Annotated in this window: 22 protein-coding genes; 21 read left to right on the forward strand and 1 reads right to left on the reverse strand. The window is 51.1% G+C overall.

The annotated features are described in order from the left end of the window. Positions 1–10: 10 nt before the first annotated feature. The 18 genes from NE473_RS03825 (at position 11) to NE473_RS03910 (ending at position 20373) form a co-directional block, all read left to right on the forward strand. Positions 11–979, forward strand: a complete 969-nt coding sequence (locus NE473_RS03825; RefSeq protein WP_006777266.1) for an ABC transporter ATP-binding protein — start codon at positions 11–13, stop codon at positions 977–979. Beyond that, the gene (locus tag NE473_RS03830) at positions 972–1931 is read left to right on the forward strand and encodes an ABC transporter ATP-binding protein (RefSeq protein WP_022033701.1); all 960 of its coding nucleotides are present in this window, start codon (positions 972–974) and stop codon (positions 1929–1931) included. The genes NE473_RS03825 and NE473_RS03830 overlap by 8 nt, the downstream gene beginning before the upstream one ends. Positions 1932–1962: 31 nt before the next feature. Continuing rightward, positions 1963–2337, forward strand: coding sequence for a RidA family protein (locus tag NE473_RS03835; protein ID WP_006777268.1), 375 nt, complete (start codon positions 1963–1965; stop codon positions 2335–2337). A 14-nt stretch (positions 2338–2351) separates the two neighbouring features. Further along, entirely contained in the window at positions 2352–3542 is a 1191-nt protein-coding gene (locus NE473_RS03840) for an aminotransferase class I/II-fold pyridoxal phosphate-dependent enzyme (protein WP_022033700.1), read from the forward strand. A gap of 19 nt (positions 3543–3561) precedes the next feature. Continuing rightward, a complete protein-coding gene (locus NE473_RS03845) occupies positions 3562–4200 on the forward strand; it encodes a helix-turn-helix transcriptional regulator (RefSeq protein WP_256265166.1) in 639 nt (212 codons plus the stop codon). A gap of 228 nt (positions 4201–4428) precedes the next feature. After that, positions 4429–5196, forward strand: coding sequence for an adenosylcobinamide-GDP ribazoletransferase (locus tag NE473_RS03850; RefSeq protein WP_055650059.1), 768 nt, complete (start codon positions 4429–4431; stop codon positions 5194–5196). A gap of 33 nt (positions 5197–5229) precedes the next feature. Further along, positions 5230–5667 carry a bifunctional adenosylcobinamide kinase/adenosylcobinamide-phosphate guanylyltransferase gene (locus NE473_RS03855; protein WP_022033697.1) on the forward strand — a complete coding sequence of 146 codons (438 nt, stop codon included), beginning with the start codon at positions 5230–5232 and terminating at the stop codon, positions 5665–5667. A 10-nt stretch (positions 5668–5677) separates the two neighbouring features. Continuing rightward, complete coding sequence (gene cbiB / locus NE473_RS03860) at positions 5678–6700, forward strand: adenosylcobinamide-phosphate synthase CbiB (RefSeq protein ID WP_055650061.1); 1023 nt, start codon at positions 5678–5680, stop codon at positions 6698–6700. 52 nt (positions 6701–6752) lie between these two features. Further along, complete coding sequence (locus tag NE473_RS03865; protein ID WP_055650062.1) at positions 6753–7877, forward strand: pyridoxal phosphate-dependent aminotransferase; 1125 nt, start codon at positions 6753–6755, stop codon at positions 7875–7877. Beyond that, positions 7859–9418 carry a cobyric acid synthase gene (locus NE473_RS03870; RefSeq protein ID WP_055650063.1) on the forward strand — a complete coding sequence of 520 codons (1560 nt, stop codon included), beginning with the start codon at positions 7859–7861 and terminating at the stop codon, positions 9416–9418. Before NE473_RS03865 ends, NE473_RS03870 begins: the two co-directional genes overlap by 19 nt. After that, positions 9415–10065, forward strand: coding sequence for a precorrin-8X methylmutase (locus NE473_RS03875; protein WP_006776854.1), 651 nt, complete (start codon positions 9415–9417; stop codon positions 10063–10065). The genes NE473_RS03870 and NE473_RS03875 overlap by 4 nt, the downstream gene beginning before the upstream one ends. Positions 10066–10082: 17 nt before the next feature. After that, positions 10083–11705 (forward strand): response regulator, encoded by a 1623-nt coding sequence (locus NE473_RS03880; protein WP_055650064.1) that lies wholly within the window; start codon positions 10083–10085, stop codon positions 11703–11705. Then, a complete protein-coding gene (locus NE473_RS03885; protein WP_055650065.1) occupies positions 11706–13499 on the forward strand; it encodes a sensor histidine kinase in 1794 nt (597 codons plus the stop codon). It begins immediately after the preceding gene. Next, positions 13496–14503, forward strand: coding sequence for a substrate-binding domain-containing protein (locus NE473_RS03890; RefSeq protein WP_006776858.1), 1008 nt, complete (start codon positions 13496–13498; stop codon positions 14501–14503). Before NE473_RS03885 ends, NE473_RS03890 begins: the two co-directional genes overlap by 4 nt. A gap of 16 nt (positions 14504–14519) precedes the next feature. Further along, the gene (locus NE473_RS03895; RefSeq protein WP_055650066.1) at positions 14520–15551 is read left to right on the forward strand and encodes a galactose ABC transporter substrate-binding protein; all 1032 of its coding nucleotides are present in this window, start codon (positions 14520–14522) and stop codon (positions 15549–15551) included. 219 nt (positions 15552–15770) lie between these two features. Then, on the forward strand, positions 15771–17087 hold the full coding sequence (locus NE473_RS03900; RefSeq protein WP_373237731.1) for a substrate-binding domain-containing protein: 1317 nt from the start codon (positions 15771–15773) through the stop codon (positions 17085–17087). Positions 17088–17190: 103 nt separating this feature from the next. Continuing rightward, on the forward strand, positions 17191–18699 hold the full coding sequence (locus tag NE473_RS03905) for a sugar ABC transporter ATP-binding protein (protein WP_006777111.1): 1509 nt from the start codon (positions 17191–17193) through the stop codon (positions 18697–18699). Between the two features lie 18 nt (positions 18700–18717). Beyond that, complete coding sequence (locus NE473_RS03910) at positions 18718–20373, forward strand: ABC transporter permease subunit (protein WP_022033688.1); 1656 nt, start codon at positions 18718–18720, stop codon at positions 20371–20373. Positions 20374–20579: 206 nt separating this feature from the next. Here NE473_RS03910 and NE473_RS03915 read toward each other — a convergent pair whose 3' ends face one another. Further along, entirely contained in the window at positions 20580–21029 is a 450-nt protein-coding gene (locus NE473_RS03915) for a CYTH domain-containing protein (RefSeq protein WP_055650068.1), read from the reverse strand. Between the two features lie 143 nt (positions 21030–21172). Between NE473_RS03915 and NE473_RS03920 the strand changes: the two genes are divergently transcribed. The 3 genes from NE473_RS03920 to NE473_RS03930 are packed head-to-tail and all read left to right on the forward strand — an operon-like array spanning position 21173 to position 24309. After that, entirely contained in the window at positions 21173–22246 is a 1074-nt protein-coding gene (locus tag NE473_RS03920) for a galactose ABC transporter substrate-binding protein (protein WP_055650069.1), read from the forward strand. 28 nt (positions 22247–22274) lie between these two features. Then, on the forward strand, positions 22275–22835 hold the full coding sequence (locus NE473_RS03925) for a DJ-1 family glyoxalase III (RefSeq protein ID WP_006777654.1): 561 nt from the start codon (positions 22275–22277) through the stop codon (positions 22833–22835). Between the two features lie 19 nt (positions 22836–22854). Further along, the gene (locus NE473_RS03930; RefSeq protein ID WP_055650100.1) at positions 22855–24309 is read left to right on the forward strand and encodes an extracellular solute-binding protein; all 1455 of its coding nucleotides are present in this window, start codon (positions 22855–22857) and stop codon (positions 24307–24309) included. The last annotated feature ends 2 nt before the right edge of the window (positions 24310–24311 follow it).

Raw genomic sequence — 24311 nt, forward strand, 5'->3', positions numbered from 1 at the left:
GAGACCGTTAATGAGCTTATTGGAAGTTAAGGAATTAAAAACATATTTTTACACGGATGCGGGCTGTGCGAAGGCGGTGGACGGCGTATCGTTCTCCCTGGATAAGGGGAAGGTGCTGGGCATCGTGGGCGAGTCCGGCTGCGGCAAGAGCGTGACCAGCTTATCGATTATGGGGCTGGTGGATCCGGTGACCGGAAGGCATGAAGGCGGGGAAATCCTGTTTCACGGGGAGGACTTAAGCAAGCTTTCGGAAAAAGAACGGCGGAAGATTCGCGGAAACAAAATCTCCATGATCTTCCAGGAACCCATGACCTCTTTAAATCCCGTGTTTACCGTCGGTTATCAGATCGAGGAGGCATTGATGCTGCATCTCGGTCTGGACAAGAATGCGGCGCGCCAGCGGGCGATTGAGCTGCTGAAGCTGGTAGAAATCCCGGAGGCGGAAAAGCGGGTGGATGAGTATCCGCATCAGCTGTCCGGCGGAATGAGGCAGCGGGTGATGATCGCCATGGCGCTGTCCTGCAACCCTGAGCTGCTGATCGCAGACGAACCGACCACGGCTCTCGATGTGACCATACAGGCTCAGATCCTGGAGCTGTTAAATGAGCTGAAGGATAAGCTGGGCATGGCCATCATCTTCATTACCCATGACCTGGGTGTGATTTCGGAGATGGCTGACGAGGTGGTCGTCATGTATGCGGGGGAGATTGTGGAAAAGGCGGAGACGCGCCAGCTTTTCGATAATCCGAAGCATCCTTACACGGAGGGGCTGATGGCCTCCATCCCCGATATCGATCAGGAGGTGGATCGTCTTCAGACCCTGGAGGGGCTGGTTCCCAGCCTTTACGATATGCCTTCCGGCTGCCGGTTCGGCCCGAGATGCAAGTATTATACGGAAGAATGCGGAAAGAACCACAGTCAGTTAACCAGGCTTTCAGACCAGCGGGAAGTCAGATGCAGGAGGTATGAACATGAGTGAAATCCTGATTCAGGCAAAGAATATTAAAAAATACTTCCCCACCAGTGACAGAGGCAAGGTTGTAAAAGCTGTGGATGATATCAGCTTTGATATTTACAAAGGCGAGACCCTGGGCGTGGTAGGGGAATCCGGCTGCGGAAAATCCACCACCGGCCGTATGGTCTTAAAGCTTCTCGACTGTACGGAGGGAAGCGTTCTCTACAAGGGGAAAGACATCGGAAAGATGAAGGGAAAAGAGATGCGCTCCTTACGAAAGGAGATGCAGATTATCTTCCAGGATCCGTATGCGTCACTGGATCCGAGAAAGACGGTATTTCAGATCCTGGCAGAGCCGTTCTGGATTCACCATCCGGAGATGAGAAAGGAAGATATCTACCGCGAGGTGGAGAAGTTAATCGAGTGCGTGGGACTGCGTCCCGAGCATATCCTGCGGTATCCTCACGAATTTTCCGGCGGCCAGCGCCAGCGTGTGGGCATTGCGAGAGCGATAGCGCTTCATCCGGAATTCGTCGTGTGCGACGAACCCGTCAGTGCCCTGGATGTATCGATTCAGGCGCAGGTAATCAATCTGATGCAGGACATTAAAAAAGAGTACCAGCTGACCTATCTGTTTATTTCCCATGATCTGCGGATCATCAAGCATTTCTGTGACCGGGTTATGGTTATGTATCTGGGCAATATCGTCGAGCTGGGTACCAAGGAGGCAATCTACGGGAACCAGAGGCATCCTTATACAAAGGCGCTTTTGTCAGCGGTATCCAATGTAAAGGGACAGGGCAGCAAAAACCGGATCATCTTACAGGGGGATATCCCCAGTCCGGTGAATCCGCCCAGCGGCTGTCCGTTCCATACGAGATGCGGCTACTGTATGGAAATCTGCAAAGAAAAGAAGCCGGAACTGAAAAAGATGGCCGACGGCACGCTGGTGGCCTGCCATCTGGATATGGAATAAAAATCAATTACAATTTTTGGAGGATAGAACAATGAACAAGATCGTAACAGAGAACGCACCGAAGGCGATTGGGCCGTATTCACAGGGGATGGTATTTGAAAATCTGGTGTTTTCCAGCGGACAGATTCCGGTAAATCCGGCGACGGGAGAGATAGAGGGGACTTCCATTGAGACGCAGGCTGCTCAGTCCTGTAAGAATGTGGCGGCCGTTCTCGAAGCGGCCGGAAGCAGTATGGAGCGTGTGATTAAAACCACGTGCTTCCTTGCGGATATGGCGGATTTCCCTGTATTTAACCAGGTGTATGAGTCGTATTTTGTCAGCAGTCCTGCACGTTCCTGCGTTGCAGTTAAGACACTGCCGAAGAACGTTCTGTGCGAAATTGAAGCGATCGCCTATAAGGAATAGAAGAGGAGATGACCATGGCTTTATTTGATGGAAATAATATAAAACTGGATGTGCTGAAAAAGTGGGCCTACAATTACCGCTGGGCCGAGGTGCCGGAGGGAACCATTCCGTTGACTGCTGCCGATCCCGATTATCCGGTGGCGCCGGAGATTCGGAAGGCGCTCCGGGATTACGTCGACAACGGCTATTTTTCCTACACACCGAAGATGGGATATCCGGAGTTTATGGAGGCGGCCTCCAGAGCGCTGTGGGAGCGGAAGCACGAGAAAATCAGCCAGGATTGTATCCTTCCGATTGACAGTGCGGCCAGAGGGATGTATATTATCGCTGAGACATATTTAAAACCAGGCGATGAAATGATCGTATTTGACCCGGTGGATTACCTGTTTAAGGAGTCCTGCCTTGCGGCAGGCGGCGTGCCCGTCCTGTTCCCGGCAAAGCTGAAAGACGGCTATATCGACTTAAGTGAACTGGAACGTTATATTACGCCGAAGACGAAGATGATCGGGCTGTGTAATCCTCACAATCCATATGGCGTTCTGTACCGCCCGGAGGATTTGGAGCATATCATGAGCCTCTGTGAGAAATACGATCTGTACATCATGAATGATGAGATCTGGTCTGATATTGTATATCCGGAACAGGAGTTTCTGAGCATTCTCTCTCTCGGAGAAGAGCGGACGGGACGCGTCATGAGCGTATTCGGATTCTCCAAGAGCTTCGGGATAGCCGGACTTCGGGCAGGAATGATCTACTGCACCGACAAAGCGGTGTTTGAGCGTCTTGTAGAGAAGTCTGCGGTGATGACGACGGCGGGCGGTATCGCCTCTGTCTCTCAGATTGCAGGAATTACATGCTTAAAGGAGTGCTACTACTGGGTAGATGAATTTATCAGCCATCTGGTAAAGAACCGGGATTATGCGGTGGAGAGAATTAACAGCATGCCGGTCATCAGCTGCCATAAGCCGCAGGCTACGTATCTGCTCTATGTGGATATCAGCGGTCTGGGAGTACCTTCCGCCCAGTTTACCGATTATCTGATTGAACATGCGGGCCTTGCGCTGGTTCCGGGAGGAGAAACGTTCTTCGGTCCGGGATCGGAAGGCGCCATGAGAATCTGTTTTGCCACCAGCCGCGAGATTCTGGAAGAAGGCTTAAACCGGCTGGAAACAGGATTAAAAATGTTTCTGGAAGAAAAAAAATAAGAAAAACGGAGAGTTTATGATGCACGAAAATCTTCAGGTAATTCAAACAATGTTAAGGAGCATCCATCAGATGCTCGGTGACAGGTATGAGGTGATTCTGCATGACTTAAGTCATGTGGAAAGCTCCATTGTCGGAATAGAAGGATGTATCACCCACAGAAAGATTGGGGGACCGGCTACGAATTATCTGATTCAATTGCTGAGAGAGTACGGGGATGAGGCAAAAGACAGCATCAATTACAAAAATGTTATGCCTGACGGCCGGGTACTGCGTTCCTCGACCATCTTCATCAGAGACAATGACGGAAAAATCATTGGTTCGCTCTGTATCAACCAGGATCTGACCGATTTTATGGTGGCCAACCGGCTGCTCGAGCGGCTGGTGGAGTTTAAGAGTGAGGAGCATGAAGTTCCAAAGGAAATGTTCGCACAGGATATTTCCGAGGTTATGGAAGCGATGGTCGGAAGCGAACTGGCGCTTATGAATAAGCCGGTGGCCTACATGCAGAAGGAAGACAAGCTGGCTCTGGTGGATGATCTGGAGCGCAAAGGGGTCTTCGATGTGAAAGGCTCCGTGGAGTACGTGGCGGAGTGTCTGGGCGTGACAAACTTTACTGTTTATAATTATTTAAAAGAAATCAGGACAAAGCACAAATAATGACGAAGACGGGCCGGGGGGCCCTCCGGGCATATAAAGAGCCCGGTATGGAAGCAGGTACTGCCTGTCTTTCCGCAGCAGCTCCCCGGCCTTTTTTCATCCCTCTGATGAGGATTCACATTCAAAAATTATTCCAGAATTTTCTTAAAATATATCTGCTCTCTGTACGAATTCCCCGTTTTGTTGTATGATAATAGAGATAATTTTTATAATGGGAGGAAATGAACAATGAATCTGTTTTGCAGCCTCGCAATCGCGTTTTCCATGTACTCCAGAATTCCCATGCCCACAGTGGCCTGGACGAAGGAGCGGATGAAATACGCCATGTGCTTCTTCCCTTTAATCGGTGTGGTGATCGGCGCCATCACATACGGTTCTGTTCTGGTGCTTACGGCCCTGAAGCTGGACTGGATGGCCAGAATCTTTCCCGTTCTTGTACCTCTTATGGTTACGGGGGGAATTCATATGGATGGGTTTCTCGACGTCACGGATGCCAGAGCCTCGCACGCGCCGGCTGAAAAAAAACTGGAGATTTTAAAAGACCCTCATACAGGGGCGTTTGCCATCATCGGCTGCGGTGTTTATCTGCTTCTCTATACGGCGTTTTTCGGGGAAATGAAGCCGGTGATCCTGACGGCCTACGGCGGGAGCTTTGTGATCACGAGGGCGCTTTCCGGACTTGCTGTGGTGACCTTTCCCATGGCAAAGAACAGCGGCCTTGCCGCCTCATTTTCCGGACAGGCGCAGAAGAGGACGGTTGCGGTCACCATGTGGCTGTATCTCGCTTTCGCAGAGTGCTGGATACTGTATACAGGTGGAATGGCAGCTGCCGTCATGACAGCCGCAGCAGCCGCGCTCACGTTTCTGTACTATTACCGGATGTCAAAAAAAGAATTTGGAGGAATTACCGGAGATCTTGCCGGATATTTTCTTCAGGTGTGCGAGCTGGTGCTGACAGCAGTCTTTGCGGCCGTTTCCAGAGGGATACTGGCATAAGCGGAACATGAGATGGAAGGCGGGAGAGTGTCTATGATATTTATTACTGGAGGAGCATGGCAGGGGAAAACGGCGTTTGCGGAAACACTTGCGGCCGATTTCGTCACGATGGAATCAGGAGAACGCGTAAGCTGTGCCGGCTCCATAACAGAAAAGAAAGCGGTCCCGGTGGCCTGCGGACGGAGCGATCCGTTTGAAACGGCCTTCGAGCGGCCGGTGATCAGTGGATTTCACTATTTTGTGAGACGGCTGCTCCGGGAAGAGCGGGATGTCAATGAATTTATTGCCGCGATCGGGGAGAAGAACCCCAACGCCGTGATTACTGCAGACGAGCTGGGCTGCGGAATCGTCCCGGCAGACCCGGAAGAGAGGGCGTGGCGGGAGGCGGCCGGAAGGGCGGCTGAAATACTGGCGGCGGATTCCGATGCGGTGTACCGCATGATCTGCGGAATCGCCGTCAGACTGAAGTGAAGGAGAACAGATGATACGTTACCATATACTGGCTGCATTGGCGGGCTGCGCCCTCGATGCACTGTTTGGAGATCCGCGCAGGATTCCCCATCCGGTCTGCGGCATTGGAACTCTGATCGCATGGCTGGAAGCACGGCTTCGCAAATGGTTCCCGGCGGACGCGAAGTCGGAGAGAAGAGCGGGAGCGGTGATGGTCTCCTCGGTCCTGCTTATCACGGGTCTTGCCGCTGCATTGATCCTGACAGCGGCCTATGCGGTCCATCCGCTGGCCGGACTGGCCGTGGAAAGTGTGATGTGCGGACAGATGATGGCCTGGCGTTCCCTGAGAAAGGAAAGCATGAAGGTGTATGACGCTCTGGCGGCCGGCGATGTGGAAGGCGCCAGGAAGGCGGTCTCCATGATCGTAGGAAGGGATACGGCCAGCCTTTCGGATCTGGGAATCACGAAGGCCGCAGTGGAGACTGTGGCAGAGAATACCTCGGATGGGATCATCGCCCCGCTCTTTTATATGGTGCTGGGAGGAGGAACCGGGATCTTTCTCTATAAGGCGGTCAATACCATGGATTCCATGGTTGGCTATAAAAACGACAGATACATAAACTTCGGAAGAACAGCCGCCAGACTGGATGACGGATGTAATTACATCCCCGCCCGGCTTTCGGCATTCTTCATGATCGCGGCGGGCTTTTTCCTGGAAGCCGCAGAAGGAGCCGGAAGGCGGCTGAAAAAAGGAGACGAAGCCGGAATCCGGCATTACAGCGGCACCGGGGGAATCCGGATATTCAAACGGGACCGCTATAACCATAAAAGCCCCAATTCCGCCCAGACAGAATCGGTCTGTGCCGGCGTGCTGGGAATCCGGCTGGCCGGAAATGCCTGCTACTTCGGCAGGCTGTACGAAAAACCGACAATCGGAGATGCAGACCGGCCTGTGGAATATGCGGATATCCGGAGAGCAAACGCACTGATGACGGGAACGTACGCGGCGGCGCTTTTTATGACGGCAGTCATCGGATTTTTCCTGTTTGTTTAAGCCGGCTGCACCGCGATACAGAGTGTAAAACGACAGAATGGAGAATGACATCATGGAATACCAGCATGGAGGAGACATTTATACGAATCAGGTGGAACTGGATTATTCCGCCAACTTAAACCCGCTCGGACTTCCCGAAGGGGTGAGAACTGCATATATCAGGGCGGCGGACCGCTGCAGCGTGTATCCGGACAGCCGGTGCCTAGCGCTTCGCTCGAAGCTGGCGGCCTTTCACCGCATCGACCGGGAGAATGTGATCTGCGGAAACGGCGCGGCGGAGCTTATTTTTCTGATTGTACAGGCCAGACGCCCAAAACGGGCGCTCTTGATCGCTCCCTCCTTTCTGGAATATGAGCAGGCGTTAAAAAACGGGGGCTGTGAGATCTCCTGGTTCGATTTAAAGGAGGAAGAGGGCTTTGCCCTCTCTGTACCGGAGCTCACTGCACATGTAAAGAGGGAGGCGGCGGCCGGACAACGGCCGGACATGGTATTTCTCTGCAATCCGAACAATCCAACCGGGCTGGCAGTGGAACGGGCGGAGCTTTTGCCTTTTCTGGAATACTGCGAGGAATGCGGCATTGTCTGCGTACTGGATGAGTGCTTTGTTGAATTTCTGGACGAGCCGGAATGCTTTTCCGTGATGGAAGAGCTCCGTTCCGGGCGGTTCAGCCGCCTGTTTATTCTGAAGGCATTTACGAAGATATATGCAATGGCAGGCCTGCGGCTGGGGTACGGGATTACTCTGGACCGGGAACTTCTGGAGGCCATGGACGGCAGCAGACAGCCGTGGAGTGTCTCCGGTCCCGCCCAGGCGGCCGGGGAGGCGGCTCTCCTGGAACGGGCGTATGTGGACCGGACGAGAGAACTGGTAAGCCGGGAGAGAAGTCTCCTGATGGGGCAGATGGAGGAACTGGGGTTTTCTGTCTATCCTTCCAGGGCAAACTACATATTTTTCATGGACCAGCGGTCAGGGAAGGCCGGGGCGCCGGAAACGCGGAGCCTCTATGACGCCTGTCTGGAACGCGGAGTCCTGATCCGTTCATGTGCCAATTACCGGGGACTTGACAGCCGCTTTTACCGGATCTGCGTTAAGGACAGAGCGGACAATGAAACGCTTTACCGGGTACTCCGGGAAGCGATGGAGGAAAGGAAACAGAGATGGCAAAATCAATCATGATACAGGGCACGATGTCCAACGCGGGAAAAAGTCTGATCGCGGCGGGACTGTGCCGTGTCTTTAAGCAGGACGGCTACCGGGTGGCTCCCTTTAAATCACAGAATATGGCGCTGAATTCCTATATTACGGAGGAAGGTCTGGAGATGGGGCGCGCCCAGGTGGTGCAGGCAGAAGCGGCGGGAATTAAACCGCAGGCCGACATGAATCCGATTCTGTTAAAGCCGACTTCCGATTCCGGCTCCCAGGTTATAGTCCACGGAGTTCCGGTCGGAACGATGCCGGCAAAAGAGTATTTTGTATACAAAAAGTCTCTGGTGCCCGAGGTGGAGAACGCGTACCGGAGACTGGCACAGGAGTACGATATCATTGTGATCGAAGGCGCCGGGAGTCCGGCGGAGATCAACTTAAAGCAGGATGATATCGTGAATATGGGGATGGCAAAGATGGCGGACGCTCCGGTTCTTCTGGTGGGGGATATCGACCGGGGCGGCGTGTTTGCCCAGCTTTACGGAACCGTCGCCCTGCTGTCGGAAGAAGAGCGGGCGCGGGTCAAGGGACTCGTTGTCAATAAGTTCAGAGGGGATAAGACGATCCTGGAACCGGGGCTGACCATGATCGAGGATCTGTGCGGCATACCGGTTACGGGAGTCGTTCCCTATGCCGATGTGGATATCGAGGATGAGGACAGCCTGGGTCACCATCTGAAAGGAACGGAGAAGGGGAAAACGACGCTGGTTGATATCGCCGTCATACGTCTGCCCAGAATCTCCAACTTTACGGATTTTCAGATCTTCTCCTGTATGCCGGAAGTCGGCCTCACGTATGTGGAACGGCTGTCGGAACTGGGAAAACCGGATCTGATTGTGCTTCCCGGAACGAAGAATACCATAGAGGATTTACTCTGGATGAGAGAGAATGGCCTGGAGGCCGCAGTGCTGAAACTGGCGTCTGCCGGCGTTCCTGTCTTCGGGATCTGCGGCGGCTTTCAGATGCTGGGGGAAAGCCTGGAGGATCCGTTTGGCGCAGAGACGGAACGGTACCGGGGACGGCCGGTGGAGGGGCTTAAGCTGCTTCCGGTGAGAACCGTCTTCGGGAAAGAGAAGACGAGAACCCGTGTGACCGGTTCCTGTGCCTCCGTGGGCGGAATATTTGAAGATCTGTCGGGCATGGAGATCGAGGGATACGAAATTCACATGGGCGGGACGGTACGTGCAGTACCTCCTCTGACCTATGTGATGGAACAGAACGGCTCTCATCTGGCCAAGATGGATGGCTGCCAGAGAAATCATGTCTACGGTACGTACCTGCACGGATTCTTTGACCGGGAGGGAATCGCTGAGACCATTGTGAACGCACTCCTTAAAAAGAAGGGACTGGACGCAGTTCCAGGCGGAGAATTTCAATATGCTGCATACCGGGAACAGCAGTACGACCGTCTCGCGGCAGTCATCAGAGAGAGCTTTGACATGGAGGCGGTTTACGGGATGATGGGAATCGACGGCAATTCCATGCCGGACAGCAGAAAGGAAGATTCAGAATGATAGAGACAGAACTGGAACGGGTGCTTCCCGGCGACATAGAGAAGAGAAGCTTTGAGATGATCACGGAGGAACTGGGAGACCGTATCCTGAATCCGGAATATGAGCTGGTCATCAAACGTGTGATCCATACCACCGCTGATTTCGATTACGCGGACAACCTGATGTTTTCCGAACACGCGGTGGAGCAGGCGAAGGCGGCGATCCGGCAGGGTGTCCGCTTCATTACCGATACCAATATGGGGAAAGCGGGCATCAACCGGTCCGCTCTCCAGGCATGCGGCTGCAGGGTGGACTGCTTTATGGCTGACGAAGACGTGGCGGAGGCGGCGAAGCGGCTTGGAACCACCAGAGCGTGTGCCAGCATGGAGAAGGCGGCCGAATTAGGCGAAGACTGTATCTTTGCTGTCGGCAACGCCCCCACGGCCCTGATCCGGCTGTATGAGCTGATCCGGGAAGGACGGCTGAAGCCGAAGCTGGTGATCGGCGTGCCGGTAGGCTTTGTCAATGTGGTTCAGTCAAAGGAAATGATTCTTTCACTGCCTGATACGCCGTTTATTGTGGCGAGAGGGCGGAAAGGCGGAAGCAATGTGGCGGCCGCCATCTGCAATGCGCTGTTGTATCAGTGCCAGAGTGTGCCTGAAGCTTAAGAGAAGGGGAGTACATCATGAATTTATACAGCATTATTTTGGTGGACGACGAAGAAGAGGTCCGCAAGAGTATTATCAAACAGATCGACTGGGAATCAGCTGGATTTCAGGTGGTAGGGGATGCCGAGAACGGGGAGGATGCCTTAGAGAAGATCGAGGTTCTGGAGCCGGATGTGGTTCTGACCGATATCCGCATGCCTTATATGGACGGACTTACGCTGGCTGAGAAGATCCGGCAGAGATATCCATCTACGAAGGTGGTCATTTTCTCAGGCTACGACGACTTTGAATACGCGCAGAAGGCGATTAAGCTGAATGTGACCGAGTATATCCTAAAACCGGTAAATGTAGAGGAACTGACCTCTATCCTGAAGCGGATCAAATCCAACTTAGACGAGGAGATCGAAGAGAAGCGCAACGTCAGCCGGCTTCGTGAAAATTACAGAAAGAGCCTGCCGATTATCCGCGAGCAGTTTTTCAATGATATGGTGCACCGGAGGCTGGCTGATGATTTGATCGAGTTGAAGCTCAGGGAATACGATATCCCGATTACGGGAGCCAGAAAATGGATTATCGCGGCCATCGATGTGGAAAAGAGCGATGACCGAAGCAAAAAGACGCTGTCACTCCACGAGGAGGAGGAACTGATTCCGATCTCTGTCATGCAGATTGTCCGGGAAAAACTGAAAAGCTACTGCCGGTTCTCCTTATTCCAGTCCACAGCCGAAGCCGGGATGGTGGTGATCGCGGCTCTTGACGATGACAATACGACGACTGGTCTCATCGATGTTCTGGGAGATATCTGCAAAGAGACAAAACGTATTCTGGAGGTTCCGGTCACCATCGGCATCGGCCACAGCGTTACCGGGCTTTCGAAGATCGCAGGGTCCTACCAGTCGGCGGTGGAAGCCCTGGGATACAAGGCGGTGGTGGGCAGCGGAATCACGATCTATATCAATGATATGGAGCCGGTGGGCAGCGGCAAACTGGAATTTGACAATTCGGACGAGTCTGATTTTATTTCTGCTGTCAAGTTCGGTCCGGATGAGAAGATTGAAGCCGTAATGGTCAGAATCTCCGGCAAGCTGGAATCGGCCAGGGTGCATTACCGTCAGCAGCAGGTCTACGTGTTCGGCGTTTTAAATACCGTGATTCAGATGATTCAGCAGTATGACTTAAACCTGGAGGAGATTCTGGGCGGCGAGCTGGAATACTTAAGCGTGATAGACAAGCTTCAGAAGCGGGAGGAGTTTGGCGAGTGGCTGTTAAAGACGGCGCGCAAGATGAACCAGGCCATCAACCAGGAGCGTGATATGACGACGCGCCAGGTGATCCAGCAGGCCAGGCAGTATATCATGGACAACTATCAGAATCCGGATCTGTCCGTGGAGATGATCTGCCGCCATCTGCATATGAGTCCGGCTTATTTCTCAACCATGTTTAAGAAGGAGACGGGCCAGGCCTACATTGCCTACCTGACGGAAATCCGCCTGAATAAAGCCGTGGAGCTGCTAAATAAGACCGACGACAAGACGTATGTCATTGCTTCCAAGGTAGGGTATCAGGAACAGAACTATTTCAGTTACGTATTCAAGAAAAAATTTGGAGTGTCACCGACGAAATTTCGTGGAGCCAGATAAATGAATAAAAAGAAAAAAGGTAAAATTTTTCACAATAGCAGCATACGGTATACGATTTTTACGTATTTTACCGTGACCGCCCTGGCGGCCAGCTTACTCATAACCTTTTCCATCTACCAGCGTCTGGCGAGCCAGGTGTCCGAGACGGTCATGGAAGAAAACCAGAGCCTGATCGGCCAGGTGGCGCGGTCCGTGGAGAACTATTTACGCACGGTCATGAAGCTGTCGGATTCCCTGTATTACGGCGCGGTCAAAAATGCAGATTTATCCTCGGAATCCATCAACAGCGAGATCACCCTGCTGTACGATAACAATAAGGACAATGTGGACAACATCGCCCTGTTTTCCCAGGATGGAACCTTAAAAGAGGCGGTGCCGGCGGCCAGAATCAAGACGAATCTGGACGTGACCGGGGACAGCTGGTTTTCCAACGCACTGGAGAAGACGGAGAACCAGCATTTTTCCAATCCCCACGTCCAGTATATCTTTGACGGCAATGAGAGCCAGTACCGCTGGGTGATCTCCCTGTCACGGGCTGTGGAGCTGACGGAAGGAACCTCGACGGCCCAGGGCGTGCTGCTGGTGGATCTAAGCTACTCCAGCCTGGCGCATCTGTTTGACGGTGTGACCACAGGCACCGGCGGTTACGTCTATCTGATCAGCAATGACGGGGAGATTCTCTATCATCCGAAGATCCAGCTGATCGATTCGGGGCGGGTTGTGGAGAACAATCTGGCGGCAGCCGGATACAAGGACGGAAACCATCTGGAAAAGTTCGAGGGAAGAGAGCGGATCATCACCGTGAAATCCATCGGCTATACCGGCTGGAAGGTGGTGGGAGTGACTCCGAAGAATGTGGTATCCTTAAATACCATCAAGACAAGGCTGTTCATTGTCTTTCTGATTACCCTGATTCTCTTTATTCTGACGCTGATAAACTCCTATATTTCGTCCAGAATCACCAACCCCATCAAGGAACTGGAAAAATCCGTGGGGATTCTGGAGGAAGGCAATTTAGAGACTCCCGTATACATCGGGGGGTCCTATGAGATACAGCACCTGGGGACCTCCATCAACAGCATGGCCAGACAGATCCGGGTGCTGATGAACGATATTGTGACGGAGCATGAGGCCAAGAGAAAGCAGGAATTCGATACGCTGCAGTCCCAGATCAACCCCCATTTCCTCTATAACACGCTGGACATTATCGTCTGGATGATAGAAAATGAGCAGAAAGCAGAGGCGGTTAAGGTAGTGACTGCGCTGGCCCGCTTCTTCCGCATCAGCTTAAGCAAGGGAAAGAGCATTATTACCGTCCGGGATGAGCTGGAACACGTCCGCAACTATTTAATGATCCAGCACATGCGCTTTAAGAACAAATTCTCCTACTATATCGACGCCTCGGAGGACTGTATGGATCTGGCCAGCTTAAAGCTGATGCTTCAGCCGCTGGTGGAGAACGCGATCTACCATGGGATGGAATTTATGGACGGCGACGGCGAGATCACCTTAAAGGTGTGGAAGGAAGAGGAGGACCTTTACTTCAGCGTGCGCGACAATGGCCTCGGCATGACTGCAGAGCAGGTGGAAAGCCTGTTTTCCGATTCGATCCATGTGACCTCCAAAAAGGGCTCCGGGATCGGCGTTAAAAATGTAAATGAACGGATCAAACTCTATTTTGGAGAGGAATACGGACTGATGATCCATTCGGAACCGGACGAGGGAACGGAGATCACCATACATCTCCCGGCCGTTCCATACAGCAGGATTCTGACGGAGGGCGGGGGACTATGAAAATGACAAGGCAGGAAAAGATTATATGGAGTCTGTTTGCAGGAGTGCTGATCCTTCTGTTTCTGCTGTCCTCCACCGATTTGATTATTAAGGAGAAGAAGACGGAGATCTATCCGGTGTCTGTCATTATCGGGGAAACAACGGATGATTACTACACGAATTTCCGCAAGGGCGTGGATAAGGCCGCGGATGAGTACAACGTGGATGTCAACTTCATCACGCTGTATGAAAAGGGGGATGTCACAGAGCAGATGGAGCTTTTAAAGCGCGAGATCGACGATGGGGCAAAGGCGGTGGTGCTGGTGCCCTTAAAGCAGAAGGAGTGCAGTGAAATACTGGACGGAATGGTTCTGGCCAGCCCTCTGATCGTCATGGGAACTATCTTTCCGGGCGACTGGGGAATGACCGGTATCTCGCAGGACTGTCAGGAAGCTGGAAAAATGCTGGGGGAAGCCATCGCGGCGGAAAATACTCCGGACAAGCCGGTGTTCCTATTTTCGGAGGGGCTGGAGTATGGCTATAACCGGGACGTGTACGACGGACTTCTGGGCGTGCTCTCCCGGGCGGGATTCCAGCTTCATCTCTACGAGATGGATAAGAGCGGCATCACAGAGCCTGATGCAGCGGAGAATGGGGAAATCTTCCGCCGGATTATGGAAGAAACTGTATATCCGGGCGGGGAAGCCGTAATCGCAGCGCTGGATGTAAAGAGCCTGGATATAACCGCTGACATCATAGCCGGAAGCCCGGCCTACGGAAGATACCTTCCGCGTCTGTACGGCTTCGGCAGCACCACAAAAATATTAAATCAGATGGACCGCGGAGTGATCAAAGGCCTTGTCGTTACCAACCAGTTCGATGCCGGATATTTAAGCATTGTGAAGGCAGTGGAGGCGATCGAAAAGCGCGGTGACCGGGAGCAGATCAAACTGGAATCGTATTACATCGAGAAAGAAGACTTGAAAAAAACACATTTTGAGAAGATTCTTTATCCGATCGAGTAAATCAGCGGAGGGGCAGATGAAAAAGAACTATTTATTATTTGCAGCACTGGCGGCCGCCTTTCTCCTTGCGGCCGGCTGTATCGTTTTTCAGAACCGGAGTCATGAGGAGCGGGAAGAGAAAAAGACGCTCCGGGTCGGCGTGACTCTGTACCGGGGGGATGATTCCTTTATCAACAATCTCTGCGGAAAGATGGAGGAGAAGGCGAAGAGCTATGAGAAGGAGACGGGAGTCAAGGTGATTCTCGATGTTGTGGATGGAAAAGGCAGTCAGAACACGCAGAACAGCCAGGTGGACCGGTTTATCTCCCTGGGAGTGGACGTGATCTGCGTCAATATGGTGGACCGCTCGGCGGCCTCCTACATCATAAGCAGGGCCATGGAGGGCGATATCCCCGTGGTGTTTTTCAACCGGGAGCCGGTGGAGGAGGACATGAACCGGTGGGAAAAGCTGTACTATGTGGGGGAAAACGCCAAAGAATCCGCGGTTCTGCAGGGGAATATTCTGGTGGAGGCCTATAAAAAGGACCCTGCTTCCCTGGATTTAAACGGAGACGGAAAGGTGAGCTATGTGCTTCTGGAGGGGGAGACGAGCCATCAGGATTCGCTGATCAGGACGGAATGGTCGATCCAGACCTTAAAGGATGGCGGAGTGCCGCTCGAAAAGATCACCGGGGGGATTGGAAACTGGGAGAAGAGCCAGGGGTCCGCGTGGATGGAGAAGTGGCTCGATGAGTATCCGGACGAAATCGAACTCGTTATCAGCAATAATGACGACATGGCGCTTGGCGCGGCGGAGGCGCTGGAGAGGAAGAAAATCACGAGGCCCATCAAGATTGTCGGGATCGACGGAACACCCCAGGGATTAGAAGGACTTAAGTCGGGAAAGCTTTTTGGAACTGTCCAGTGTGACAGCGATGAGTACGGAAGCGTGATGTTCCAGATAGCCGCCGCAGCCGGACTTGGGCAGAATGTACAGGAAATTGTGAGTTTGGAAGATGGAAAATACTATAATTGCAGGCAGACTGCACTAACAGCCGGGGAAAATTAGAGGACGTTGTGCATGTTGCGCTTGAAAACGGAAAAAAACAGGGAAAAAATACGAAATCTAAGAAATTCTATATAAAAGCGAAAAAAATCATATGGAAATGTGCCCAAAATAAAGATATAATATGGGTGTCGATGAGAGAAAATGACGAATCGGCAAATACTATACTATATCTAGGGAGGATTTATCATGAGATTACTCAAAAAAGTAGTAGCAGTAGGTATGGCGTCCACAATGGTATTCACCATGGCAGGATGCGGCTCCAAGACAACAGAAACTACGGCAGCTCCGGCAGAGACGACAGCAGCTGCAGCAGAAACCACAGCAGCAGGAGAGACGACAGCGGCAGCAGCAGAAACGAAGGATCCTAACGCCAAGGTAGAAAACAAGGATAAACCTTTAGTATGGTTTAACCGTCAGCCATCCAGCAGTGCCACAGGCCAGCTTGACATGACGGCGTTAAACTACAACAAGGATACCTACTACGTAGGATTCGATGCCAATCAGGGTGCAGAACTTCAGGGTACCATGGTAAAAGACTACATCGAGAAAAATATTGATTCCATTGACCGCAACGGTGACGGCATTATCGGTTACGTTCTGGCTATCGGCGACATCGGACATAATGACTCGATCGCACGTACAAGAGGCGTTCGTAAGGCACTTGGAACGGCAGTAGAGAAAGACGGCAACATCAACAGCGATCCGATTGGTACCAATACAGACGGCACCTCCACCATCGTACAGGATGGAAAGATTGAAGTAAACGGAAAGAGCTACATCGTTCGTGAGCTTGCTTCTCAGGAAATGAAGAACTCTGCAGGTGCTACATGGGATGCAGCTACGGCAGGAAACGGAATTGGTACATGGGCTTCTTCTTTTGGCGATCAGATCGATATCGTAGCTTCCAATAACGACGGTATGGGCATGTCCATGTTCAATGCATGGTCAAAGGACAACAACGTTCCTACATTTGGTTACGATGCGAACAGTGATGCAGTAGCAGCGATCGCAGAAGGCTACGGCGGAACCATCAGCCAGCATGCAGACGTACAGGCATACTTAACACTCCGCGTTCTCCGCAACGCTCTTGACGGAGTTGATATCAACACCGGTATCAGCACAGCAGACGACGCAGGCAACGTTCTGAGTGATGACGTATACGTATATAAAGCAGACGAACGTTCCTACTACGCATTGAATGTAGCCGTTACATCTGACAACTATCAGGATTTCATGGATTCCACCATGGTTTACGCTCCTGTATCAAACCAGCTTGATGAGAGTGCTCATCCGACAAAGAATGTATGGCTGAATATCTACAACTCTGCTGATAACTTCTTAGGCTCTACATATCAGCCGCTTCTTCAGAAATACGATAAGCTTCTGAACCTGAAGGTTGATTACATCGGCGGCGATGGCCAGACAGAGTCTAATATCACAAACCGTCTTGGAAATCCGAGCCAGTATGATGCATTTGCCATCAACATGGTTAAGACAGACAATGCAGCTTCTTACACATCTTTACTTGATCAGTAATATCCAGTAAAATTTAAGAATAGCAGGCGATCAGGGAGAAGAAATTCTCCCTGAAAACCTCTTATGATAATCAGGCGTTTATATAAGCAGAGGAGTAAAAATAATGGCAGATAAGAAAGATGAAATCGTCTTATCAATACGCGGAATGAGCAAGTCCTTTGGCCGAAACCGAGTTCTGGACCATATCAATCTGGATGTGAAGCGCGGAACCGTTATGGGGCTTATGGGTGAGAACGGCGCCGGTAAGTCCACCATGATGAAGTGCCTGTTTGGTACTTACCAGAAGGACGAGGGCAATATCTTCTTAAAGGGGAAGGAAGTAAGCTTCTCCGGACCGAAGGATGCCCTTGAAAACGGTATTGCAATGGTTCACCAGGAGCTCAACCAGTGTCTGGAAAGGAATGTCATTGACAACCTCTTCCTTGGACGCTATCCGGTCAATTCCATGGGTGTAGTTGATGAAGGCAGAATGAAAAAGGAAGCTTCCGAGCTTTTCAGAAAGCTGGGCATGACCGTCAATCTCACTCAGCCTATGCGGAATATGTCTGTATCCCAGAGGCAGATGTGTGAAATCGCCAAAGCGATTTCCTATAATTCCCAGGTGATTGTTCTTGATGAGCCCACATCCTCTCTGACGGTACAGGAAGTGGATAAACTCTTCGAGATGATGAGAATGTTAAAGGAACAGGGGATTGCCCTGATCTACATTTCTCATAAGATGGATGAAATTTTTGAGATTTGTGATGAGATATCAGTGCTTCGTGACGGCAATCTGGTTATGACGAAGAGCACGAAGGATGCGAATATGAACGAACTGATATCGGCCATGGTCGGACGTTCCCTTGACAACCGGTTTCCGCCGGTTGACAACACTCCAAAGGATGTCGTTCTGTCCATTCAGCATCTGTCCACGAAGTTTGAACCTCATTTACAGGACGTTACGTTTGATGTAAAAGAAGGGGAAATCTTCGGATTGTACGGCCTGGTGGGCGCAGGACGTACGGAGCTTCTGGAAACGATCTTCGGTGTCCGCACCAGAGCGGCAGGGCGTGTCTATTTCCATAACCGTCTTATGAATTTCAGCAGTGCAAAGGAAGCCATGGAACACGGATTTGCCATGATTACCGAGGAACGAAAGGCAAACGGGCTTTTTTTGAAGGGTGATCTTACATTTAATACAACCATTGCAAATCTGAATCAGTATAAGTCCGGACTGGCGCTTTCTGACGCAAAGATGATAAAAGCGACCGCCAACGAAATCAAGATCATGCACACCAAGTGTATGGGGCCTGACGATATGATTTCAAGCCTTTCCGGAGGAAACCAGCAGAAGGTGATTTTTGGAAAATGGCTGGAGCGCGGGCCGCAGGTTTTCATGATGGATGAACCTACAAGAGGAATCGACGTTGGCGCAAAATACGAAATATATGAGCTGATCATCAATATGGCGAAGCAGGGAAAGACAATCATTGTTGTTTCCTCTGAGATGCCGGAGATTCTGGGAATAACGAACCGTATTGGTGTTATGTCCAATGGACGGCTGTCTGGAATTGTGAATACGAAAGAGACAAACCAGGAAGAGCTTTTGAGACTCAGTGCAAAATACCTATAACAGGGGAGATGGATGGATATGGCGAAAGGAAACAGCAAGACTCTTACGGCTGAACAGGAAATGAAGCTGCGCCAGCCGATCGAGGATTATGTTGGCAGGATTCAGAGTAAGATCGACAACCTCAGAGCGGATGGCACCAACAGGGCAGTCGCTCTTCAGAATAATATTGACGCAATAAAGAGGGACCGCAGCATTCCGAAGGAAGAGAAAGAAAACCGGATTGCAGCTTATAAGACGGAACTTGACAAAGCAAAAGCAGTCGAAGCAAAAAATAAAGACGAGATTTCAAAATTAATTTCTGACGCGACAGCATACTTAAAGGCACACTTTGATAAGGATTATTATCAGCCTCTGAAAGAAAGCTGCGAACAGGAAAAAGTTCTTGCAAAGGAAAAGTATCAGAAAAAAATTGCAGAGCTGGAGAAAGAACATCAGAGTAATCTGTCAAAGCTTACGGATCACCAGGAAGTGAAGGATGAAAAGTATGTTCATAAGAACCGGATGTTTGATGCGAAGATGGAGCTGGAGAAGGAACTTCAGCAGATCAAGGACAGAAGGCACGCGGCATTCGCATGGCAGTATCATCTGATCGATCTGCTGCGCATCTCCAAATTTACCTTCATGGAGTCCAGGGCGCAGAAATGGGAGAATTATAAATATACATTCAACCGCAGGGCATTTTTGCTGGCGAACGGTCTGTATATTGCAATTATTCTGATTTTTATCGCACTGTGTATCGCAACGCCGATCATCAAAGGCGTTCCTCTGCTTACTTATAACAACGTGTTAAACATTCTGCAGCAGGCATCACCGCGAATGTTCCTTGCACTCGGTGTTGCAGGACTGATCCTCCTTACCGGTACGGATCTTTCCATCGGACGTATGGTAGGTATGGGTATGACAACCGCTACCATCATCATGCACCAGGGTGTGAATACAGGTATGGTATTCGGGCATGTATTTGATTTTACGGGTCTGCCCATCGGTGTGAGAGTAATTTTTGCACTGTTTATGTGTATCGTTCTGTGTACATGTTTTACTGCAATCGGAGGCTTTTTCACTGCCAGATTCAAAATGCATCCTTTTATTTCTACGATGGCGAACATGCTGGTAATCTTCGGCCTTGTTACGTATGCGACAAAAGGTGTATCCTTCGGCGCGATTGACCCGTCGATTCCCAAGATGATCATTCCGAGATTAAACGGATTCCCGACGATTATCCTCTGGGCAATTGCAGCAATCGTAATCGTATGGTTTATCTGGAATAAGACAACATTTGGCAAGAACTTATATGCGGTCGGAGGCAATCCGGAAGCAGCATCGGTTTCCGGTATTTCCGTATTCTGGGTAACCATGGGAGCATTTATCCTGGCTGGTATTCTTTACGGATTTGGTTCCTGGCTGGAATGTGCAAGAATGGTCGGCTCCGGCTCCGCAGCTTACGGCCAGGGCTGGGAGATGGACGCCATTGCAGCCTGTGTAGTAGGCGGCGTATCCTTTACCGGCGGTATTGGTAAGATTTCAGGTGTAGTAGTCGGTGTCCTGATCTTCACCGTACTGATCTACTCCCTTACAATCCTGGGTATCGATACAAACCTGCAGTTCGTATTTGAAGGAATCATCATCATTACGGCAGTAACACTGGACTGTCTCAAGTACGTTCAGAAGAAATAACGTGCGCGCTGGCAATGAGCAGTGCGAAAAAAGACATGGAAGAATCTGCGTTGTGCTCGCACATAAGCAGATTCTTCCATGTCTTTTTTCATAGGGCGAAGCCCGTGACCGAGGTGGAGCGCAGCGGAACCGAGGTGCACTGCGGACCAGCGGGCAACACAATGAAATTGAAATCAAGATTCCCCGTCACACCGCACAATCCCATTTTAATCCAGCCCGGCCAGTCTGCTGTTCTGATACTCCCCGGAAAACGTCACATCCCGTCCAAACCACTCCGGCGGTGTAAAGGCCTCCGCCTCTTCCACGGTTTCGAATTCCACCTCAGCCAGCATCAGTCCTTCAAATTTCCCCTCAAATACATCGAATTCGATGGTCAATTCCGTGCCTTCGATCGGAATGAAGTACCGTTTCTTTGAGATAATATTGCCGTCAGCCTTTGAAATCAAGTGGTCATACGACTCTTTCGTGAGGGGCAGGTTATACTCTTCTCTGGAGAGCAGCCCTTTTGACTTATAGGTGAGATAACAGGTGTCATCCTCTCTGCGCACGCGTACCACAGGCTCCGTACACAGATACCCCTGCTCGATGGTATGAAAAGGGTAAGTATCGTAATTGAAAAGAGGATTCGTGATCAAAAATTTGCGTTCTATCTCCATTTTAAATGACCTCCGGAAATGTAATATCGTGTGTTCTTGAGATATTATATCACAGATTTCTTCCGACTCAAGCAGATGGGGTAGAAAAAATAACCTAAAAGTGGTAATATGGAAATTACAGACAAAAAACAGGAGAATACATCATGAAAAAGAGAGAGTGCCGCATCTTTTCCATCGCCCTTTTACTGGCTCTGGCCGTCTGCTTTCTGGCGGCATGTGCGTCCGGTCAGGATGGAACACAGGAATCGCTGGAAGCGGCGAGGCGTGAGACGGAGAGTACGGAGGACAGCGGCGGCAGTACGGAAGCGACGGAGAAGAAACTGCGGATCGGCGTTACCATTTACCGGTATGACGATAATTTTATGAAGCTGTACCGGGAGGAACTGAGGCAGTATCTGGAGGAAACGTACCAGGCGGAGGTTGTGGTGCGAAACGCCAGAGGGGAGCAGGAAGAACAGATCTCCCAGGTCAACGACTTTATCGAGGCCGGATACGACGGAATCATCGTGAATCTGGTGGATACGGACCATGCCGGCGTAATTGCAGATTCCTGCCATGAGGCCGGGATTCCCCTTGTGTTCATAAACCGGGAGCCCAAAGCAGACGAGCAGGCCCGATGGAAGGCGGAGAAGATGGCTGTTTCCTGTATCGGAACGGATTCGAAGCAGGCCGGGACCTATCAGGGAGACATCATACTGGAGACGGATACGCGCGGAGATTTAAACCGCGACGGAATCGTATCCTATGTTATGATTATGGGGGAAAAGGATAACGAGGACAGTGTCAGCCGCACCGAGTATTCCATAAAGGCACTGGAGGCGGGCGGTATGAAGACGGAAAAACTGTATTCCGGATATGCCGGCTGGAATAAGGAAGAGGGGCGGAAGCTGGCGGAGAAGGCGCTTGCGCTCTATGGCCGGCGGATTGAGGTTATTTTCTGCAACAATGACGCCATGGCTAACGGTGCCTGGGAAGCCATCGACGCAGCGGGAAGAAAAACCGGAAAAGACATCTATCTGGTGGGGGTGGACGCTCTGGAGGAGACGGTTCAGTATATCAAGGAAGGCAAAGTGACGGGGACCGTGCTGAATGACCATACGGGGCAGTCCCACACGGCCGCCGATGTGCTGATGAAGATGATTCACGGTGATGAGGCAGAGACAAGGTATCTGGTGGATTATGTGAAGATTTCAACCATCAGCACCCTGCAAAAATAAAAATGAAGAAACAGAGAGGAACAGGATCATGGGAAAAGTATATGCATTTGTTGCAAATGGATCAGAGGAAGTGGAACTTCTGGCAGTCGTGGATGTACTGCTCAGAGGAGGGCAGGACGTGAAGCTGGTTTCCGTTACCGGAAGCAGAGACGTGGTTAGTGCCCATCAGATTAAGATACAGGCAGATCTCGAATTTTCAGAGGCGGATTTTTCCGACGCGGATGTTCTGTTTTTACCGGGCGGAATGCCGGGAACGAGAAATTTAGCGGCTCACCGGGGATTATGTGACGAACTGTTAAAGGCAGACAGGGCAGGAAAGAGGCTGGCAGCCATCTGCGCCGGTCCAAGTGTTCTCGGGGGACTGGGAATCCTGGAAGGGAGAAAGGCCACGTGTTATCCGGGCTTTGAAGGGGAACTGAAGGGTGCGGAATATACGAGACAGGGCGTCGTAACGGATGGCAATGTGACGACCGCCAGAGGTCTGGGCTATGCACTGGATCTGGGAATCGAACTGCTGGCGCTTCTGACGGACAGGGAGCATGCGGCTCAGATCAAAGAATCGATCCAGTATGATCAGATTCCAATGTGAGGATAAGGACGTGATGGGGATGAAGATGAAAAAAAACTGGGTACTGCCGGTCCTGGCTGCGGGGATTTTAGCCTCCGGCTTAACGGGGTGTGAAAAGAAGGATCCTTACGGCCTTTCGGCAAAGAATCCTGTAACGATTACGATCTGGCACTATTACAACGGTGTTCAGAAGGAGGGCTTTGATCAGCTGGTACAGACATTTAACGAGTCGGAAGGCCGGGAAAAGGGAATTATCGTGGAAGCCTACAGCAAAGGCAGCATCGATGATTTAAGCCAGGCGGTGACGGACAGCATTGATAAGAAGATAGGCTCTGATCCGATTCCGGATGTTTTTGCGGCGTATGCCGATAAAGTCTATGAGATTGACCGGAGAGGGATGGCGGTTGATATCAGCAAATATCTGACTGCGGAAGAGATCGGCGAGTATGTCGACGCCTACATAGAAGAAGGAAGGTTTGACGGAAGCGAGGGAATCAAGGTATTCCCGGTGGCGAAATCAACGGAAGTTTTTGCGATTAATAAGACAGACTGGGATAAATTTGCAGAGGCGACCGGTGAGACAGACGCGGCTTTTTCCTCCTGGGAGGGAATCACGCGTGTGGCAGAGAAGTATTATAAATGGACGGACAGCCTGACCGAGACGCCTGACGATGGAAAGGCATTCTTCGGAAGAGACGCATTTGCCAACTATATCATTATAGGAAGCCTGCAGCTGGGGCATGAGATCTTCCGTGTGGAAAACGGAGAAGTAATCATGGATTTTGACCGGACCGCGATGAAGCGGCTCTGGGATAATTATTATGTCCCATACGTCAACGGTTACTTTGGCGCATTTGGAAAGTTCAGAAGCGACGATGTGAAGACGGGGCAGTTGGATGCCTTTGTGGGATCAACCAGTGGATTTGCATATTTTCCGACCAGTGTCACTCTGGAGGATGGTACCAGCTATCCGATCGAAAGCAAGGTCTATCCTCTTCCTAACTTTTCAGGCACGGAGCCGTGCGCCGTTCAGCAGGGAGCAGGCATGATGATCCTGAAATCTGAGGAAAAGAAAGAGTATGCGGCTGCCACTTTTTTGAAATGGTTTACGGGTGTTGACAATAACATCAGATTTTCCGTATCCTCCGGTTATCTGCCGGTGAAGAAGGAAGCGGGAGTGAAGGAGCGGCTGGAGACCGTGCTGGCGGAAGCCGGTGAGGAAGATGCGGCAAGTGACAATCTGCTGATCGGTCTGGAGACTGCCAACAAATATGAGCTGTATACAACGAAGCCTTTCGAAGGCGGAGACCGCGCCCGCGCGGTGTTAAACGCCACCATGGCGGATAAGGCCGGGGAGGACAGAGAGACCGTGCTGTCTCTCATGGCGCAGGGAATGCCCAGGGAGGAAGCGGCAGCACAGTTTACCACGGAAGAAAATTTTGAACGGTGGTATGAAGATACAAAAGAACAACTGGAGACCATTATTGGAGAGTAGTT

The sequence above is a fragment of the Hungatella sp. SL.1.14 genome, assembly GCF_024460495.1.
Lineage (GTDB): Bacteria > Bacillota > Clostridia > Lachnospirales > Lachnospiraceae > Hungatella > Hungatella hathewayi.

Bases quoted from the DNA above. Each gene is read 5' to 3' on its own strand.
- NE473_RS03840 (WP_022033700.1), top strand. From the start codon at position 2,352: ATGGCTTTATTTGATGGAAATAATATAAAACTGGATGTGCTGAAAAAG.
- NE473_RS03850 (WP_055650059.1), top strand. From the start codon at position 4,429: ATGAATCTGTTTTGCAGCCTCGCAATCGCGTTTTCCATGTACTCCAGA.
- NE473_RS03865 (WP_055650062.1), top strand. From the start codon at position 6,753: ATGGAATACCAGCATGGAGGAGACATTTATACGAATCAGGTGGAACTG.
- NE473_RS03875 (WP_006776854.1), top strand. From the start codon at position 9,415: ATGATAGAGACAGAACTGGAACGGGTGCTTCCCGGCGACATAGAGAAG.
- NE473_RS03905 (WP_006777111.1), top strand. From the start codon at position 17,191: ATGGCAGATAAGAAAGATGAAATCGTCTTATCAATACGCGGAATGAGC.
- NE473_RS03825 (WP_006777266.1), top strand. From the start codon at position 11: ATGAGCTTATTGGAAGTTAAGGAATTAAAAACATATTTTTACACGGAT.
- NE473_RS03890 (WP_006776858.1), top strand. From the start codon at position 13,496: ATGAAAATGACAAGGCAGGAAAAGATTATATGGAGTCTGTTTGCAGGA.
- NE473_RS03885 (WP_055650065.1), top strand. From the start codon at position 11,706: ATGAATAAAAAGAAAAAAGGTAAAATTTTTCACAATAGCAGCATACGG.
- NE473_RS03925 (WP_006777654.1), top strand. From the start codon at position 22,275: ATGGGAAAAGTATATGCATTTGTTGCAAATGGATCAGAGGAAGTGGAA.
- NE473_RS03870 (WP_055650063.1), top strand. From the start codon at position 7,859: ATGGCAAAATCAATCATGATACAGGGCACGATGTCCAACGCGGGAAAA.
- NE473_RS03895 (WP_055650066.1), top strand. From the start codon at position 14,520: ATGAAAAAGAACTATTTATTATTTGCAGCACTGGCGGCCGCCTTTCTC.
- NE473_RS03830 (WP_022033701.1), top strand. From the start codon at position 972: ATGAGTGAAATCCTGATTCAGGCAAAGAATATTAAAAAATACTTCCCC.
- NE473_RS03910 (WP_022033688.1), top strand. From the start codon at position 18,718: ATGGCGAAAGGAAACAGCAAGACTCTTACGGCTGAACAGGAAATGAAG.
- NE473_RS03880 (WP_055650064.1), top strand. From the start codon at position 10,083: ATGAATTTATACAGCATTATTTTGGTGGACGACGAAGAAGAGGTCCGC.
- NE473_RS03915 (WP_055650068.1), bottom strand. From the start codon at position 21,029: ATGGAGATAGAACGCAAATTTTTGATCACGAATCCTCTTTTCAATTAC.
- NE473_RS03920 (WP_055650069.1), top strand. From the start codon at position 21,173: ATGAAAAAGAGAGAGTGCCGCATCTTTTCCATCGCCCTTTTACTGGCT.
- cbiB (WP_055650061.1), top strand. From the start codon at position 5,678: ATGATACGTTACCATATACTGGCTGCATTGGCGGGCTGCGCCCTCGAT.
- NE473_RS03855 (WP_022033697.1), top strand. From the start codon at position 5,230: ATGATATTTATTACTGGAGGAGCATGGCAGGGGAAAACGGCGTTTGCG.
- NE473_RS03930 (WP_055650100.1), top strand. From the start codon at position 22,855: ATGAAGATGAAAAAAAACTGGGTACTGCCGGTCCTGGCTGCGGGGATT.
- NE473_RS03845 (WP_256265166.1), top strand. From the start codon at position 3,562: ATGCACGAAAATCTTCAGGTAATTCAAACAATGTTAAGGAGCATCCAT.
- NE473_RS03900 (WP_373237731.1), top strand. From the start codon at position 15,771: ATGGCGTCCACAATGGTATTCACCATGGCAGGATGCGGCTCCAAGACA.
- NE473_RS03835 (WP_006777268.1), top strand. From the start codon at position 1,963: ATGAACAAGATCGTAACAGAGAACGCACCGAAGGCGATTGGGCCGTAT.